Source organism: Frankia sp. CcI49 (genome assembly GCF_001983215.1).
Classification (GTDB): Bacteria; Actinomycetota; Actinomycetes; order Frankiales; family Frankiaceae; genus Parafrankia; species Parafrankia irregularis.
This window is the reverse complement of sequence record NZ_MOWP01000030.1, coordinates 1-15,427: the sequence shown is the minus strand read 5'-3', so window position 1 is coordinate 15,427 and position 15,427 is coordinate 1. Positions and strand designations below refer to the sequence as shown.

General features: G+C 70.4%; 11 protein-coding genes. 6 read left to right on the top strand and 5 right to left on the bottom strand.

The genetic code is table 11. The features are described 5' to 3' along the window. Nucleotides 1-152 precede the first annotated feature (152 nt). Both CcI49_RS27240 and CcI49_RS27235 read right to left on the bottom strand, forming a co-directional pair. Nucleotides 153-1,736, bottom strand: coding sequence for a long-chain fatty acid--CoA ligase (locus CcI49_RS27240; RefSeq protein WP_076830711.1), 1,584 nt, complete (start codon nt 1,734-1,736; stop codon nt 153-155). Nucleotides 1,737-1,849: 113 nt separating this feature from the next. Beyond that, nucleotides 1,850-3,193 carry a helix-turn-helix domain-containing protein gene (locus tag CcI49_RS27235; protein WP_076830701.1) on the bottom strand — a complete coding sequence of 448 codons (1,344 nt, stop codon included), beginning with the start codon at nt 3,191-3,193 and terminating at the stop codon, nt 1,850-1,852. Nucleotides 3,194-3,609: 416 nt separating this feature from the next. Between CcI49_RS27235 and CcI49_RS27230 the strand changes: the two genes are divergently transcribed. The 4 genes from CcI49_RS27230 (at nt 3,610) to CcI49_RS27215 (ending at nt 11,002) form a co-directional block, all read left to right on the top strand. Further along, complete coding sequence (locus CcI49_RS27230) at nt 3,610-6,306, top strand: MMPL family transporter (protein WP_076830707.1); 2,697 nt, start codon at nt 3,610-3,612, stop codon at nt 6,304-6,306. Between the two features lie 148 nt (nt 6,307-6,454). Continuing rightward, a complete protein-coding gene (locus tag CcI49_RS27225) occupies nt 6,455-9,286 on the top strand; it encodes a LuxR family transcriptional regulator (protein WP_158230816.1) in 2,832 nt (943 codons plus the stop codon). Between the two features lie 139 nt (nt 9,287-9,425). Further along, nucleotides 9,426-10,217, top strand: a complete 792-nt coding sequence (locus CcI49_RS27220) for an alpha/beta hydrolase (protein ID WP_076830693.1) — start codon at nt 9,426-9,428, stop codon at nt 10,215-10,217. Then, nucleotides 10,214-11,002 carry an oxidoreductase gene (locus CcI49_RS27215; RefSeq protein WP_076830704.1) on the top strand — a complete coding sequence of 263 codons (789 nt, stop codon included), beginning with the start codon at nt 10,214-10,216 and terminating at the stop codon, nt 11,000-11,002. The genes CcI49_RS27220 and CcI49_RS27215 overlap by 4 nt, the downstream gene beginning before the upstream one ends. 55 nt (nt 11,003-11,057) lie before the next feature. Here the strand turns inward: CcI49_RS27215 and map are convergent, their stop codons facing one another. Continuing rightward, complete coding sequence (gene map, locus CcI49_RS27210) at nt 11,058-11,855, bottom strand: type I methionyl aminopeptidase (protein ID WP_076830690.1); 798 nt, start codon at nt 11,853-11,855, stop codon at nt 11,058-11,060. 70 nt (nt 11,856-11,925) lie between these two features. Between map and CcI49_RS27205 the strand changes: the two genes are divergently transcribed. Further along, nucleotides 11,926-12,228, top strand: coding sequence for a helix-turn-helix transcriptional regulator (locus tag CcI49_RS27205; RefSeq protein ID WP_054564424.1), 303 nt, complete (start codon nt 11,926-11,928; stop codon nt 12,226-12,228). Nucleotides 12,229-12,241: 13 nt separating this feature from the next. Here CcI49_RS27205 and CcI49_RS27200 read toward each other — a convergent pair whose 3' ends face one another. Both CcI49_RS27200 and CcI49_RS27195 read right to left on the bottom strand, forming a co-directional pair. Continuing rightward, nucleotides 12,242-13,384 carry a GNAT family N-acetyltransferase gene (locus CcI49_RS27200; RefSeq protein ID WP_076830687.1) on the bottom strand — a complete coding sequence of 381 codons (1,143 nt, stop codon included), beginning with the start codon at nt 13,382-13,384 and terminating at the stop codon, nt 12,242-12,244. A gap of 205 nt (nt 13,385-13,589) precedes the next feature. Next, nucleotides 13,590-14,258, bottom strand: coding sequence for a class I SAM-dependent methyltransferase (locus CcI49_RS27195; protein ID WP_076830684.1), 669 nt, complete (start codon nt 14,256-14,258; stop codon nt 13,590-13,592). A gap of 198 nt (nt 14,259-14,456) precedes the next feature. Here CcI49_RS27195 and CcI49_RS27190 point away from each other — a divergent pair, with 198 nt between their 5' ends. Then, nucleotides 14,457-15,332 carry a hypothetical protein gene (locus tag CcI49_RS27190; RefSeq protein WP_054564430.1) on the top strand — a complete coding sequence of 292 codons (876 nt, stop codon included), beginning with the start codon at nt 14,457-14,459 and terminating at the stop codon, nt 15,330-15,332. Nucleotides 15,333-15,427: the final 95 nt, after the last annotated feature.

Genomic DNA, 15,427 nt, shown 5'->3' with positions numbered 1-15,427 from the left:
CCGCCCGTCATGATCGCGTCCAGGATGTGCTTCATCATCGATTCACCCAGCCCCGTTCCGGAGGAATGAGCCTTTCCGTCGTCGGCTCCGGCCGGCGACCACAGGCCGGACAGACGTGAGAAGGAAAAGGCTCAACGAAATCAGAAATGAACTCAGCACCGTGTGCCGGTATGCGGCTTCCCTGGTGTCAGGGCTCGCTTGAGAATCTTGCCGGTGGCGGTCATGGGCAGCGACTCCATGAACTCGACGATGCGCGGGTACTTGTACGCGGCCATGACCTCGCGGCACCAGTCGACCAGCTCCTTCTCCGTCGCCTCGGCCTCGGCCTCGGCCCGCAGGACGACGAAGGCCTTCACCTCCTCGCCGTGGCTGGGGTGAGGAACGCCGATCACGGCCGCCAGGCTGACCGCGGGATGGGTGAGAAGGACCTCCTCGACCTCCCGCGGGTAGACGTTGAAACCACCTCGGATGATCATGTCCTTCTTGCGGTCGACCACGTAGACGTAGCCGTCAGCATCCCTGGTTCCGATATCTCCGGTGTGAAACCACTGCTGCGGGTCGATCGCCTCCGCGGTGGCCTCCGGGCGGTTGAGGTAGCCCTTCATCACGTTGTGCCCGCGGACGCAGATCTCGCCGGGCTCGTCGACCGCCGCCTCGGTGCCGTCGTCCCGGCTGACACGGATCTCGACACCCCAGACCGGCAGGCCGATCGAACCGGGCCGGCGCGGCCGGTCCAGGCGGTTGAACGTGGCGACCGGGCTGGTCTCGGACAGGCCGTAGCCCTCCAGAACCGGAACCCCGAAGCGCTCCTCGAACGAGGTGAGGACCTCCATGGGCAGCGACGAGCCGCCGGCCACCGCGAGCCGGAGGTTGGCGCAGACCCCCGCGACGTCGTACCCGGTGGCGGCCACGTGGTTCAGCAGAGCCCAGTACATGGTGGGAACACCGACGAAGACGGTGGCATTCTCCCGCTCGAGAAGATCCAGTGCCTTCTCCGCGGTGAACCTGGGCAGCAGTACCAGGGTGGTGCCGGTGGCGAATCCGCAGTTCATGTGAACGGTCTGCCCGAAGGTGTGGAACAGCGGCAGGGCCACCAGCTGGATATCGTCCTCCTGGACGTTGAAGAGCCGGCTGCACATCAACGCGTTGTGCACCAGGTTGCTGTGGGTGAGCTCTACGCCCTTCGGGCTGCCGGTGGTTCCGCTGGTGTACAGCACGACCGCGGTGTCGGTTTCGGCGGTGTGCCGGGTGGTGAAGTCGGGCGAGCCCGTCTGGGCGAACTGCAGGAGCGTCTCGCCGGGTACCCGGCCGGCCTGTGCCGCCAGGTCCGCCGCGAGGAGAACAAAGAGGTCACACCCCGGAGTGGAATCGAAGGCGGCCAGCCCGCGCTCGCCCATGGGAAGGTCGTCGGCCCCCTCGAAACAGAAGAAGGCCCGCGCACCGGAATCACTCAGATGGTAGGAGATCTCCCGCTCGGTGAGCAGGATGGACAGCGGTACCACGACCGCGCCCGCCTTGAGGATCCCGTAGTAGACGACCGGGAAGTACGGCAGGTTGGGGCAGCTCAACGCGACCCGGTCCCCCGCTTTGATGCCTCGATCCACCAGTGCGCCGGCCACGAGGTTCGCCATCGCGTTCACCTCGTGATACGTCCAGCGGCGATCGTCGAAGACTATGGCGGTCCGATCCGGAACCGTGCGTGCGCTGTCCTCGAGCAACACGGCTAAGTTGAGCACGAGCACCTCCGTGAGACCGCGTGTGTGGGGCGCGTAACCACTCTGTTCCCGTAAACCACTCTGTTCCGGTAACCACTCTGTTCCTTCACCTGTCCGGCGAGCTAGTGGCCGGGTCACGAAGTCGGCTGTGACTCGTCCACAGACCGCCCGCCGGGCCGCTCCGGCCGCCGCACCACACTGCCGGGCGCGAGCAGGCGGATGGCCACGACCAGTTCGATCACGTCCTGGACGGAGCGCAGGTCACATCCGGTGCGCTCGGCAATGCGCTCCAGCCGGTAGTAGGCCGTATTGGCGTGCAGATGCAGCAGCTCGGCCGCGGTCTTCGCGTTGAGATTGCTGGCGGTGTATGCGAGAAACGTCTTTATCAGCCTTGAGCCGCACGCCGAGTCCTCTTCGACGAACCGCCGCACCGCCGGTCGCACGAGCTGGCGCGCCAGGGAGTCGTCCCGCATCAGCAGATAGTCGAAACTGGACAGCAGGGGCAGCACCACCACCCCGCCGTGCTCACCCAGGCTTCTTCGGGCGAGGCAAGCCTCCGAATAGGCGTCGGGTAGCTCGGCGAGCCGGTCATGCACGGCGCTGACACCCACCGCGAGGCGCACCCCGTCCCGGCCGAGGGCATCCACCAACGCCTCGAGGCGTTCCACCACCTCCGCCGCGCAGGCGGGGACGGGCGACACCGCGACGATCTCCGCCTGCCGCACCACGACCAGACCGGCGCCGCCGCGGACCACCGCTCTGCGCAGAGTCGAAGCGGCGTCCTGCAACTGCTGGTCAGCCGACAACGGGGCCACGGGCACCGCGGACAGGGCCACCAGCCTGGTCCGCGTTCCCAGGCCGACCGAGCGCAGCAGGGCCCGTTTCGGGCCGTCCGGCAGCTCGCGCGCGGCCAGCAGATCCTCAAGGACGTCCCGGCGCAGGCGGTCGCTGTCCGCGAGCTGGAACTGTTGCTCATCCAGATAGGACTCGGCCGCCGCCGCGGTCCCGGCCTCGGTGAGGCGCATGACATCGGCGGCGAGTGCGAGCGTCGCGGCGCGGGCACCGGAGTCGGCGCGGGTGGCCGCCACCATTGCCTCCCAGAGCGTGAGCTGGCCGACGACGAACGCCTGCAGGAGGTCGGCGAGCGGAATCTCCTGTCTGGCCCGGCGACGCGACTGCGCCCGGGTGGGCGCGAGATCCTCCGCCCGGGTCGGCCGCTGCTCCGCCACGCTGGCCAGCAACGCTCGGAACACAGCCTCCACATGCGCGGTCACATCCCCACGCAGCTGCCCATCCGTGCTCGTGCGGTAAGCCGGGACCTGCGCCCAGATCGCGTCGACCGCGTGTGCCACCAGCTGTCCGAGCAGGTTCTCGGCCGTGGCGAGCACGCCGGTCAGGCCAGGCTCGCCCGGCACCCGGCCGACTCGGCGCGATGCGCGGGCGAGCGCGGCTGGCGGCTGCTCCGGTAGTGCCCCCATGGACGGCCCCTCCCCTCGCTGCCACCTCGCTGCCACCGCACTCCCGCCGCACGGAGGCCGCACGACCACTCGACCGCACGACCACCCGGCCCCTCGGCCGCTCGGACACGCCGCGGGGGCGCCACACGGACGTTCCTACTCGCCAGTAGGCGCATCCACAGGCTACCTGCCGGTAACTTCCATTGACACCCCGAGGGCCACACCGCAGCCGATGGCCCGACAACTACGTCCAACTTCTTTCAACGGACCACCGCACCCGACCAGCCATTTCCGCCGAGATGCACAGATCGACATGAAAGTCAACACTACCCACGAGTAGCTAACTTGATGTGATCTGCGCTATACAGCCCTGTACAACGAACGACAGAGACTTCCCGTCGAGCCCTGGCCCACTACCACAGCTGCGGAGCATGCTGATGTCGAGCGCGCAAGTGCCCTCCGAGTCCACCGCGCCCCCAGACACCGGACCCGGCCCTGTCCCCGGTCCGACCGGACCCTTCTGGTCAGGCATCGGGCAGACACTGAGCCGGCGGACGAGCATCGTCGCGGCGGTTGTGGCAGTGGTCACCGTCGTCCTGGGTCTCGGGTTACCGCGCCTGGAGTTCACCACCGGACAGGAGAACTACCTCAACTCCGACTCCCAGGTCGCCAAGGACAACGTCGCCTACCAGGATCTCTTCGGCGGCCAGGCCATGATCAGCCTGTTCACCGTCAAGCCCGGCTCCGAGCTGAAGGATCTGTTCACCACCGGCAACGTCGAGAAGTTCCGCGCGCTGTCCGCAAAGCTGGAGAAGGACCCGCGCATCACCGCCGTGGTCACTCCGCTGACCGCGCTGGAGTTCACCCACAACCTCGTCACCAGCGACGACGGGAACCCGATCAACAGCGCGGCCGGGCAGATCCTGCTCGGTGCCCGCGACCGCGACCCCGACCCGGCGTCCGCGGACCGCCGGCTGCAGGACTCGCTGAAGACGCTGCAACGGATCAACGAGATCCCCGCGGAGCGGCGCGTCTTCGATGATCCGGAGTGGGTCGACTTCCTCCTGCACGACAACACCGGCGCCATCCGCAAGTCGCTGCGACCGTTCTTCCCGAGCGACAGCACCGCGCAGATGGTGGTGCGGCTGCAGGGCAACGCCTCGATCGCGGACGAGGGTGAGGGCGCTTCGGCGGCCGAAGCGGCCACCAAGGAGCTCACGTTCGACAACGCCGAGGTGGTCACCACCGGCGCCGCCGCGCTGCTCCGCGACATCAACGACTACCTGCGCGGTGGGTTCCTCACCCTCGGCGGCATCTCGCTGCTGCTGATGGCCGTCCTGCTGGTGGTCGCCTTCGCGGTGCGCTGGCGGCTGCTGCCGCTCGGGGTGGTGGGCGTCGGGCTCGTCTGGGCCTTCGGGCTCGCCGGTTACCTCGACGTGCCGCTGTCCATCGTCACGATCGCCGGCCTGCCGGTGCTGCTCGGCGTCGGCATCGACTTCGCGGTCCAGCTGCACAGCCGGGTCGAGGAGGAGGCACAGCTCGACCGGGCCGGGCATCCGGTGGCCGAGGCACTCGGCCGGCTGATGCCCGCCCTGGTGCTCGCCGCCGTCGCCGGCATCGTCTCCTTCCTCGCCCTGGAGTTCAGCCAGGTGCCGATGATCCGCGACTTCGGCGTTCTGCTCGCGATCGGCCTGCCGGTCATCGTCGTCGCGACAGTGCTGCTGTTGGCCGCCTCGCTCGGCTTCCGGGAGCGCCGCAGGCCCACCCCGCCGAAGGACTACTCCCACGGGCCGCTCGGGCGGACCGTGCTCGTCCTCGGCTCCCTCCCCCGGTTCACCGCCATCCCCCTCGTCGTCGCCGCGGTCGGGGTCTTCGTCGGCGGGGTGTTCGCCGACGGCAACCTGAAGGTCCAGACCGACCCGGAGAAGTGGGTCAACCAGGACTCCCAGGTCGTGAAGGACATCCAGACGCTGAAGGCGCGCACCGGCTCCAGCAGCGAGCTGGGCATCTACATCCAGTCCGGCGACGTCTTCGACGACAAGACGGTGAAGTTCGTCCATGACTTCGCCTACCAGCAGCTCGAGGAGCACCCCGGGGATCTGGTCACCGCGTCCAGCCTGGTGACGACGGTCAGCTTCCTCATGGAGATCCCCGACACCACGCTGGTGGCGCCGACCGGCGCCGACATCGAGCGCGCCTACAAGGTGGCGCCGGAAGCGATCAGGAAGAGCACCGTCAACCTGGACGGAAAATCGCTCAACCTGATCTTCCGGACCGGCCCGGGGTCACTGGAGCAGCGGGCCGTCGTCGTCAACGACATCCGCGACACCGTGGCGCCGCCGGAGGGCGTGCGGGCCACCCCGTCGGGCCTGGCCGTCGTCGGCACCGGCCTGCTGGAGAACTTCGAGAAGAACCGCGCCGAGCTCACCTACTACGCGCTCATCGCGGTGTTCCTCGTTCTGCTGATCCGCCACCTGAACCTCGTCCGGGCCCTGGTGTCGATGGTTCCGGTGCTGATCGCGGTCGGCCTCACCGGGCTCATCTCCTGGGCCGCCGGCTTCGAGCTCAGCCCGCTGACCGCCGTCGGCGGACCACTGGTGATCGCGCTGTGTACGGAGTTCACCACGCTGATCGTCATCCGGCACCTCGAGGAGCGTGAACGCGGCCGCAGCCCACAGGCCGCGATCGACGAGGCCGCGACCAGAACCGGCCGCGCCTTCATGGTCTCGGCACTGGCCGCGGTCATCGGAATCGTGGTGCTGGCGTTCAGTGAGCTGCCGCTGCTGCGTGGCTTCGGACTCGTGGTGGCCCTGAACGTCGGCGTCGCGCTGCTCTCCGCCCTGATCGTGCTGCCGCCCCTGCTGCTGTGGGCGGACGAGCAGGGCTGGATCTACCGCGCGGCCACCTCACCGGCCCGTCCGCCGGCCGCGCCGGCGCCCGCGGCAACCGCCGAGGCTCCCGACAGCGTGACGGACGACACCGCCACGGCAACAGCCGGGACGGACGACGACGAGGCGGACACGGACGCCACGGACGCCGCCGCCGACGCGGACGAGGACGAAGACGAGGACGCCACGGAGACGAAGGAGCAGGCGGGAGAGCCGGCGGAGGCCGGCAAGGGAACATCCGTCTAGGCATCGGTATCCCCTGGGCCACCGCACGGGCCGCCCTTCGGGGCCGGTCCGTGCGGTGGTGCCGGCAGTGGACGGACTCCGGCAACCGGGTGTCCGGTCGACGATGCCGTCTTGGCGTTTCCCGCCGCTGCGCCATCATGCTGGGGTGATGGCAGGTGAGGGCTTGTTGCTGGGCCGGGAGAAGGAACTCGGCGACCTGCGCGATCGCCTGAGCCGCATCGAGTCGCGGGGCTGCGGGGTCGGCCTGGTCGGCGAGGCCGGCGTGGGCAAGAGCGCGCTGCAGGCCGCSGTCGTCGAGGACGCCCGCGCGCGTGGATTCACCGTGCTGACGGCACGGGGCAGCGAATCGGAGACGCACCTGCCGTTCGCGAGCCTCCATCAGGTGCTGCGACCGGTACTCGCACGCAGCGCCACCTTGCCGGCACGGCAGCGGGACGCCCTGCTGTCCGGCTTCGGTATGAGCGACCTGACGTCACCGGACCCGTTCCTGATCGCGCTCGCCGTGCTGGAGCTCGTGGTGGACGCGGCCCGGCAGGYACCCGTCCTCCTGTCGCTCGACGACCTGCACTGGATGGACGAGCCGTCGGTCGACGTGGCGGCGTTCGTGGCCCGGCGCGTCGAGAGCGAGCGGGTCATGGTGCTGGCTTCGGTACGGGCCGGCTCCGCACCGTTCACGGACGACCCGTCGATGGAATGGGTGACTGTCGCCGGCCTCGACACCTCCGCGGCCTCGGCCCTCGTCGACAAGCACGCGCCGGACCTGACACCGGCACTGCGCGAGCGGGTGTTGCGGGCGGCCCGGGGCAATCCGCTGGCGCTGCAGGAGTTCCCGGTGGCGATGCGATCCGGCCGGTTCGGGTGGACCGAGCTGTCCGACGAGCTGCCGATGACGACCCGGCTGGAGCGCRCCTTCGTGTCCCGGGTCGCGCACCTGCCCGCCGCGACGCGGACGCTGCTGATGGTCGCCGCGCTGGACGACGGCACGGATCTGGCGGAGATGCTGGCCGCGGCGAGCATCGTCGGGGGTGCCACGGTTGGTCTCGAGGCCAGCCAGCCGGCGTTCGACGAGGGTCTGCTGATCTCCGACGGCACGGTCGCCCATTTCCGGCATCCCCTCGTCCGCTCGGCGCTGTGGCACGCGACGCCGCTCGCGCAGCGGCAGGCCGGCCATGCCGCGCTGGCCAGCGTCCTTTCCAGTCCGCATCCCGACCGGGCCGCCTGGCATCGGGCGTCCTCGATCACGGCGGCCGACGAGCGGATCGCCGCCGAGCTCGAGCAGGCGGCCCGCAACGCCTTCCGGCGTGGCGCCCTGGTGTCAGCCGTGTCCTGGCTGCGACGAGCGGCAGCGCTCAGCCCCGATCCGTCGGCGCGGGGGGCGCGTCTGCTCGACGCGGCGGAGATCGCGTTCGAGCTGGGCCGTTTCGGCCAGGTCGAGCAGATCAGGAGGCAGGTCGCCGGGATGGCACTTCGCCCCCGGGACCAGTCGAGGCTGGCATGGTTGGAAGGCGTCTTCGATGACGGCTGCTCGGGCGAATCGGCGGAGGTGCGGCGGCTGATCCGGCTGGCCGAGCAGGCCCTGCGCACCAGCGATCCGGACCTTGCCATGCAGCTTCTGGTCGGCGCCGCCCGGCGGGTGTGGTGGAGCGACCCTGGAGCGGACGTCCGTCATGAGATCGTCCGCACGGTGCAGCAGGTGTCGCTGCCGGAGAACGATCCGCGGCTGCTGGCCGTCTGCGCGCTCGCCGAATCGAACGAACGCGGATCCTTCGTCATCGGCCAGCTCGCCCACTGGCCTTCGGACGCGCACGGCCGGCCGGAGGCGGCTGGCCTGCTCGGTATCGCCGCGTTCTGCACGGGTGACTTCGCCCGCGCGGTCGAGTTCCTCTCCACACCGGTCGACGCGCTGCGCTCTCAGGGCCGGTTGAGCCTGCTCGCCGAGGCCCTCGCGATCCGCGCCTGGGCCGCGATCTACCTCGGCGGTTTTGAGCTGGCGCGCACGGCCGACGAGGCGATGCGGCTGGCCGACGAGACCGGCCAGACCCTGTGGGCGGCGACAGCACGGATCGCGATCGCCACCATCGGAGCGATCCGCGGCAGCCACGGCCCGGGCGCGGAACTGCTCACCGCCGCTGAGCGGGTGGCCGTTCGGACGCCGATCGCCACGTCGTCCCTGCTCGCGGGTGTCCAGTTCGCCCGCGGCCTAGCCGAGCTGGGCTCAGCCCGCTACGAACAGGCCTACGGGCAGCTGCGACGGGTGTTCGATCCCGAGGATCCGGCCTTCCAGCGCGCCCAACAGGTCTGGACGCTGAGCTACCTGGCGGAAGCCGCCGTCCACACCGGTCGCCAGGACGAGGGACGTGCCCTGCTGGTCGCCATCGAGCACCTCGCCGGGAGTGATCCCTCGCCCGCGGCGAGGATCGCCCTGGAGTACTCCCGCGCGGTCCTGGCCGACGACACGACCGCCGACGTGCTGTTCCAGCAGGCCCTCGACGGCGGCGGGCGCCGCCTGCCCTGGCATCGGGCCCGAGCGGAGCTGGCCTATGGCTCGTGGCTGCGCCGGCACCGCCGGCTCGTCGAGTCCCGAACGATGCTGCGGGCAGCTCGTGACACCTTCGACACCCTGGGTGCCCGAGCCTGGGCCGAACGCGCCGACCAGGAGCTTCGCGCGACCGGTGAGAAGGGCTGGCTGCCCACCGTCGGCCCGAGCGAACTGCTGTCACCGCAGGAGGCCCAGATCGCCGAGCTGGCCGCGCAGGGCCTGTCGAACCGGGAGATCGGGCAGCGCCTGTACCTGTCCCATCGCACGATCGGCTCGCACCTCTACCGCATCTTCCCGAAGCTCGGCATCACCTCGCGGGCACAGCTGCGCACCGCGCTGACCAGCGGCACCACGCCATCCAACGTCACCGCGACTTCCGGCGGAACCGCGACGTCCGGCGCCCCGCAGCCACGCCCGCCGGGATCGGATTCGGTCAGATGACGCTAGCCAGCTGGACGTCCCCGTGTCTCCTCCCGTGAATCGACTCGGTCCGCGACCGAAGCCGTACCCGCCCGAACCGTTCTAGGTTCACACCGACGGCTCGGCGTCGGCCGCCGAGCACGCGATGAGGGAGTGAACGATGGCGACGCCGGTGCTGTTCATCCACGGCCTGTGGCTGCACGCGAGCTCCTGGGAGCCCTGGCTGCATCTGTTCCGGGACGCCGGGTACGACCCGCAGGCCCCGGGCTGGCCCGGCGACGGCGAGACAGTCGAGGCGACCCGAGCCAATCCGGAGCCGATCGCCGGCCACGGCATCGACGACGTCACCGAGCACTTCGCCGCCGTCATCGACAAGCTGCCGTCGCCGCCCATCCTGATCGGGCACTCGTTCGGCGGGATGATCGCGCAGAAGCTGCTCGGGCAGGATCGGGCGCTGGCCGCCATCGCGATCGACGCGGCGCAGATCAAGGGCGTCCTGCCGGTACCGCTGTCCTCGTTGAAGGCGACGCTGCCGGTGTTCAAGAATCCGGCCAACCGGAACCGCACGGTCTCCCTGACCGCGGAGCAGTTCCGGTTCGCGTTCGCCAGCGCCGTGTCCGCGGAGGAATCCGAGGATCTCTTCGAGCACTGGGCGATCCCGGCGCCGGGGCGGCCGCTGTTCGAGGCGGCGGCCGCCAACTTCAGCCCGCATTCGCCGGCTCAGGTCGCGACGGGCAACGAGAACCGCGGCCCGCTGCTGCTGATCGCGGGTGGCAAGGACAACACCGTCCCGGAGACGGTCACCCGCGCGACCCTCAAGCAGTACCGCCACTCCTCGGCCGTCACCGACATCCTGGAGTTCGCCGACCGGTCGCATTCGCTGACCATCGATTCCGGCTGGCGTGAGGTCGCCGAGGAATGCCTGGCCTGGCTGCGGCGGCAGTCGCTGTGAATCTCGGGCTGGCCGGCAAGGCCGTCATCGTCACGGGAGCCAGCCGGGGAATCGGGCTCGCGGTGGTGCAGGGCCTGGTCCGGGAGGGAGCGCAGGTCGCGGCGGGAGCGCGGGCGGGCTCCCCCGAACTGGCGGCCCTCGCCGACCAGGGCGACGTGATGGTCGTTCTGGGCGACCTGACCACCGCGGCCGGATGCCAGGCCCTGGTCGACGCGGCCGTGGCCCGCTTCGGCGGGGTCGACGTGCTCGTCAACAACGTCGGCGGAGTCCATCCCCGCACCGAAGGATTCCTCGGCGTCACCGACGAGGACTGGCAGTGGGCGATCGAGATGAACCTGTTCTCGGCTGTGCGCGCGACCCGCGCGGCCCTCCCGCACCTGCTCCGGTCCGCTCCGTCCACCGTCGTCACGGTCTGTTCGGTCAACGCCTCGCTGCCCGATCCCGACGTCGTCGACTACAGCGCGGCCAAGGCGGCGCTGCGAAGCTTCTGCAAATCCCTGTCGAAGGAGTTCGGCCCGCGTGGGGTCCGGGTCAACACGGTCAGCCCTGGGCCGGTCGAAACCGCGCTGTGGCTCGGCCCCGGCGGCGTCGCCGAGACGGTGGGGCGAGCGCAGGCGATCGATCCCGCCGCCGTGCGGGCCGCCGCGGTCGCCGGAACGCCGACCGAGCGGTTCACCCACCCTGAGGAGGTCGCCGAGCTCGTCCTGTTCCTCGCGTCCGGGACCGCCGGCAACATCACCGGAACCGACGTGGTCATCGACGGCGGCATGGTCACAACGATCTGAACACCTGTTCCAGCGCGGCTTCGCCGGGACGTCCGCCGGGACGTCCCGGCGGGGCTCACGGCCGCGTGTGCCCCGGCACGGTGAGCCTTGGCAGGGTGAGGATGTCGGCTCCGTCGTCGGTGATGGCGATCGTGTGCTCGCTGTGTGCCGTCCGGCAGCCGGTCTCGCTGCGCAGCGTCCAGCCGTCGGCATCGATGACGAGCTCGGCGGTGTCCGCCATGATCCAGGGCTCCAGGGCCAGCATCAGGCCGGGGCGCAGCTTGTAGCCACGGCCGGGCCGCCCGGTGTTCGGGACATGCGGGTCCTGGTGCATCGTCGAGCCGATGCCATGACCGCCGAACTCGGTGTTGATCAGATACCCGGCCGCACTGAGGACGGAGCCGATGGCATGGGCGATGTCGCCGATGCGCGCCCCGGGGCCGGCGGCGGCGATCCCCGCGTGCAGCGCGCGTTCGGTCGCGTCGATGAGCGCGACGCTCTCCGCGGGCTTTGACTCGCCCACGACGAAGCTGATGGCGGAGTCCGCGGCGACGCCGTTCTTCGAGACGGCGAGGTCGAGCGAGAGCAGATCGCCGTCGGCGAGCCGGTAGTCGTGGGGCAGCCCGTGGAGCACGGCGTCGTTGACGCCCGTGCAGATGTAGTGGCCGAACGGCCCACGCCCGAACGACGGCGCGTAGTCGACGTAGCAGGACTCCGCGCCAGCCTCGACGATCATGGCCTTCGTCCAGCGGTCGATGTCCAGGAGGCTCGTACCCACCACGGTCTGGCTCTTCAGCGTCTGAAGGATGTCGGCGACCAGGGCGCCTGCCTCCTTCGCCCGGGCCAGTCTGGCGGGGTCCAGGATCTCGATCACGCGCGGCACCCCTCCCACACATCCCCAATAATTATCCCGGCCATACTATACCGGTATTACAATCGGTCCCGTGGTCAGGTTGCCGCTCACTGCCGCCGAGGTCGAGCGCGGCCAGCGCCTCGGTGCCCTCCTCCGGCGAGCCCGCGGTGAGCGCTCGATGCTCACCATCGCCCTGGCGGCAGGCGTCTCACCGGAGACACTCCGAAAGATCGAGTCCGGCCGGGTGGCCACCCCGTCCTTCCCGACCATTGCGGCGATCGCCGACGTCCTGTGCCTCTCCCTCGACGAGGTGTGGGCCGAGATCAACCAGCCGGCCGCCACGTCCGATCCGGCTGGCTCGGATCGCGACGCACGCGAGCGGCTGGCCTCGTAAGCCACGCCTGTGGTCAGTACCGGTCCAGAACGTGCGCATAGGGCATCGGCAGCTCCGGTGTGGCACCGCCCGGAAACCACGCCGCGCAGGTTCGCCGGTGGCGCTGCGGGATGGTCGTCTCGGCCGCGCAGGAGTATCCGAGGAGCAGGCGCACCAGCAGCCGGTTGTCGGGGATGAGCTCGCCGCCCACCAGCTCGTCCATCGCGGTGCCGGTGGCCGCCCCGCCGTCTCGCCGCCGAAGTTCCGGTTCGAGCGTGGCCAGCAGCTCGGCTCGGTTCAGGATCGCCGCCATCATCCCGCCGGTCGGCGGGAACTCCTGGTGGTACGCGCAGCCGAGCTGTCGCGCGAGCCGCCCGACGACCCCGTCCAACGGCTCCCGCACCCGGAAGTCGCTGACCCGCAGCTCCCAGGCGGAGCGGGCGACGTCGGCGAGCAGGCACCGGGCGGCCTCCGCATCGCGGGCCGCCATCTCCTCCACAGTCAGCCCGAAATAGCCGTCGCCGAACGACCGGCCCGCCAGGATCGCGTATCCCACGGGCTCCCCCGCGGCCTCGGCCACGCGGATCTCCGATCCCGGCCGCCAGGTCGTCCGGGGTACCAGCCGGTTCCAGTCCGCGCGACGTTCATGGGTCCACGGGCGGTGGGCGTGCGCGGCGTTGTAGAGGCCCACCATCGCCGGCAGGTCGTCCGCCGAGCCGAGTCGGACGCGCACACCGCCAGGCCTCACGGCCGTGTCAGCCGCAGCCGCCGCCACGGCGGCATCCGCGGCGCGTTCCACATCGCGAACGCGGATCTCCAGAGATCCCTCGGCCACGCAGGTGGTGAAGCCGAACTTCTCGTACACACCCCGGATGCCGTCCGAAACCATGGCGACGTCCACCCGCCGTGACATCCCTGCCAACGCCTGACGGAGAAGCCGGCCCATGTGCCCACGCCGCCGGAAGGGCGGCTGGACCTCCACCCCGCCGATGCTCTCGGCGTCGACGGCCACGGCACCGAACCGCCACCGGAACGAATGCGCCTCCAGCTCACCGACAGGCGTTTCCCCGTCGGCCAGGAGCCGACAGAACCGCACCGGCCTGCCGCCCGCACCCGGCTCGATCGTCTCCGTGTAGCGCAGACCGGCCTCAAGCACGATGTCGATCACGGGATCCATGCCCTGAATGTCAACGACTCAGATGAATCACACAAGGCGCTCGGGCGATCGGCACTCAGTCAGATGGTTACCCGTTCAGCAGAGTCACTGTGCGGCCGGCTGGACTGGTCGCGGCGGAGACGGCGGTGGTCCGCTGGACCCGGGGCTCGGCGATCGACGATCTGGCAGTTGCCTGCCGGCCGAGCTGCTGCCCCCGTGCGGTCGGCTACCGGTGGGCGTCCTCGCCGTCGCCGACGAAGTCGAACAGCCGGACATCCGGCTGGTATGGCAGCGGCTGCCCCACCAGCCGGTGGGTGCCCACCCCCATGAGGAATCCGTCCTCGCCGTCGAATCCCGTCTCCGCGAAACCGGCGCCGGCGAACCAGGAGCGGATGGTGGGCGTGAGATCGGGTGGGCGGCGGTGCCGGGTCCAGATCACGGTCGCGGCGGGCCGGCACAGCCGCGGCAGCTGTTCGACGGTGTGCCGCACATCGGCGTCGGCGATGTTGCCGAAAACCCCGCAGACCAGGGCGATGTGCACCGGCGCGACCGGCTCGTACACGGCGGTGACCGACGCGTCGCCGTGCACGACCTCCACCCCGCCCAGCCCGGCGGCGCGGGCCGCGCGCTCGGCGTCGGCGGCGAGGTCGGGGTCGAGCTCGACGAGCCTGGCCCGCACATCCCCGCGCCGGGCGTGATCCGGCAGCACACCGAGGATGTCGCGCCCCTGCCCGGCGCACATGCTCAGCATTCGGATCTCTCCGGCGGGCTGCTCCTCCAGTGCCTCCCGCAGCCGCCGTTGGACGAGTGCCAGCCGCCGGCTCAACGACGAGCCCGGCAGGTCGTAGCGACGATGCCAGCCAACCCAGTGACGCTCCGCGGCGGAAGAGTCCATGGCCCACAAGGATATCGCCGCCCATCCCCCGCCCGGGTGATCACGGTCGGCCGCCGACGACCACAGCGACTCCCGCTGCCAAGCCGCGGCCGTCGACGTGGTAGACGTCCCATAGGCGGGCGCAGGGATCGGTAACCCCGTTCACATCACGTCCACCACACCACCACGACCACCAACCACCGGCCAGCGAGGTGCGCGTTGAGCGAGTATCAGTACTACGAGTTCCTCGCCGTCGACGAGCCGCTCGACACCGACGCGCAGGACGAGGTGCGCGCACTGTCGAAGCGGGCACAGATCACGGCCACCAGCTTCGTCGACGAGTACGACGGCGGCGACTTCAGCGGCCAGCCCGACGAGCTGGTCGAGGCCTACTACGACGCCCATCTGTACTACGCGGACTGGGGTTCACGGCGGCTGCTGCTCAGGCTGCCGACCAAGCTGCTGCCCTTCGACGCGGTGGAGCCCTACTTCGTTGACGGCCAGGTCGGCGCCTGGACGACGGACGAACACCTGATCCTCGAGCTGTCGAGCGAGGATGAAGCCGACAGCGAGGAGTCCGCGGCGGAATGGTCGCTGGCCCCGTTCGCCGGCCTTCGCGACGAGCTCGCCGCCGGCGACCACCGGGCGCTGTACCTGGCCTGGCTGGCGGCGTACGGATCCTGGGAGCGCGACGAGAACGCCTTCGACGACGATGCGGAGGACGAGGTCGAACCACCCGTCCCCGCCGGGGTGGGCAGTCTCACCGCCCCGCAGCGTGAGCTGGCGACCTTCCTGCGTCTGGACGAAGACCTGCTCGCGGTCGCCGCCGAGGCGAGCCAGCCCCTCGACAACCTGGCACCGGGTGGTTCCGAGCGCCTGGAAATCTGGATCACAGGACTGCCCGCGGCAGAGAAGGACCAGCTGCTGCAGCGCGTCGTCACCGGCAACCCGGCGGCGGTCCGCGGCGAGCTGCTGCGCCGGTTCGGGGCCGAGAACGCTCCCGCCGCCTCCGACGCACCGCGGCGGACGGTGGCCGACCTTCTCGATGGCGCGGCGAACAGACGCGCCGCGGAGCCCCAGCTCGGCAAGGACTGACCGCGGTGGCTCCGCGGCGACGTCGTCCCGAGCACGTCGCCGCGGAGCCGCGGAGCCGCGGAGCCGCGGAGCCGCGGAGCCGCGGAGCCGCGGAG

Bases quoted from the DNA above. Each gene is read 5' to 3' on its own strand.
- CcI49_RS27235 (WP_076830701.1), bottom strand. From the start codon at position 3,193: ATGGGGGCACTACCGGAGCAGCCGCCAGCCGCGCTCGCCCGCGCATCG.
- CcI49_RS27230 (WP_076830707.1), top strand. From the start codon at position 3,610: ATGTCGAGCGCGCAAGTGCCCTCCGAGTCCACCGCGCCCCCAGACACC.
- CcI49_RS27220 (WP_076830693.1), top strand. From the start codon at position 9,426: ATGGCGACGCCGGTGCTGTTCATCCACGGCCTGTGGCTGCACGCGAGC.
- CcI49_RS27200 (WP_076830687.1), bottom strand. From the start codon at position 13,384: ATGGATCCCGTGATCGACATCGTGCTTGAGGCCGGTCTGCGCTACACG.
- CcI49_RS27195 (WP_076830684.1), bottom strand. From the start codon at position 14,258: ATGGACTCTTCCGCCGCGGAGCGTCACTGGGTTGGCTGGCATCGTCGC.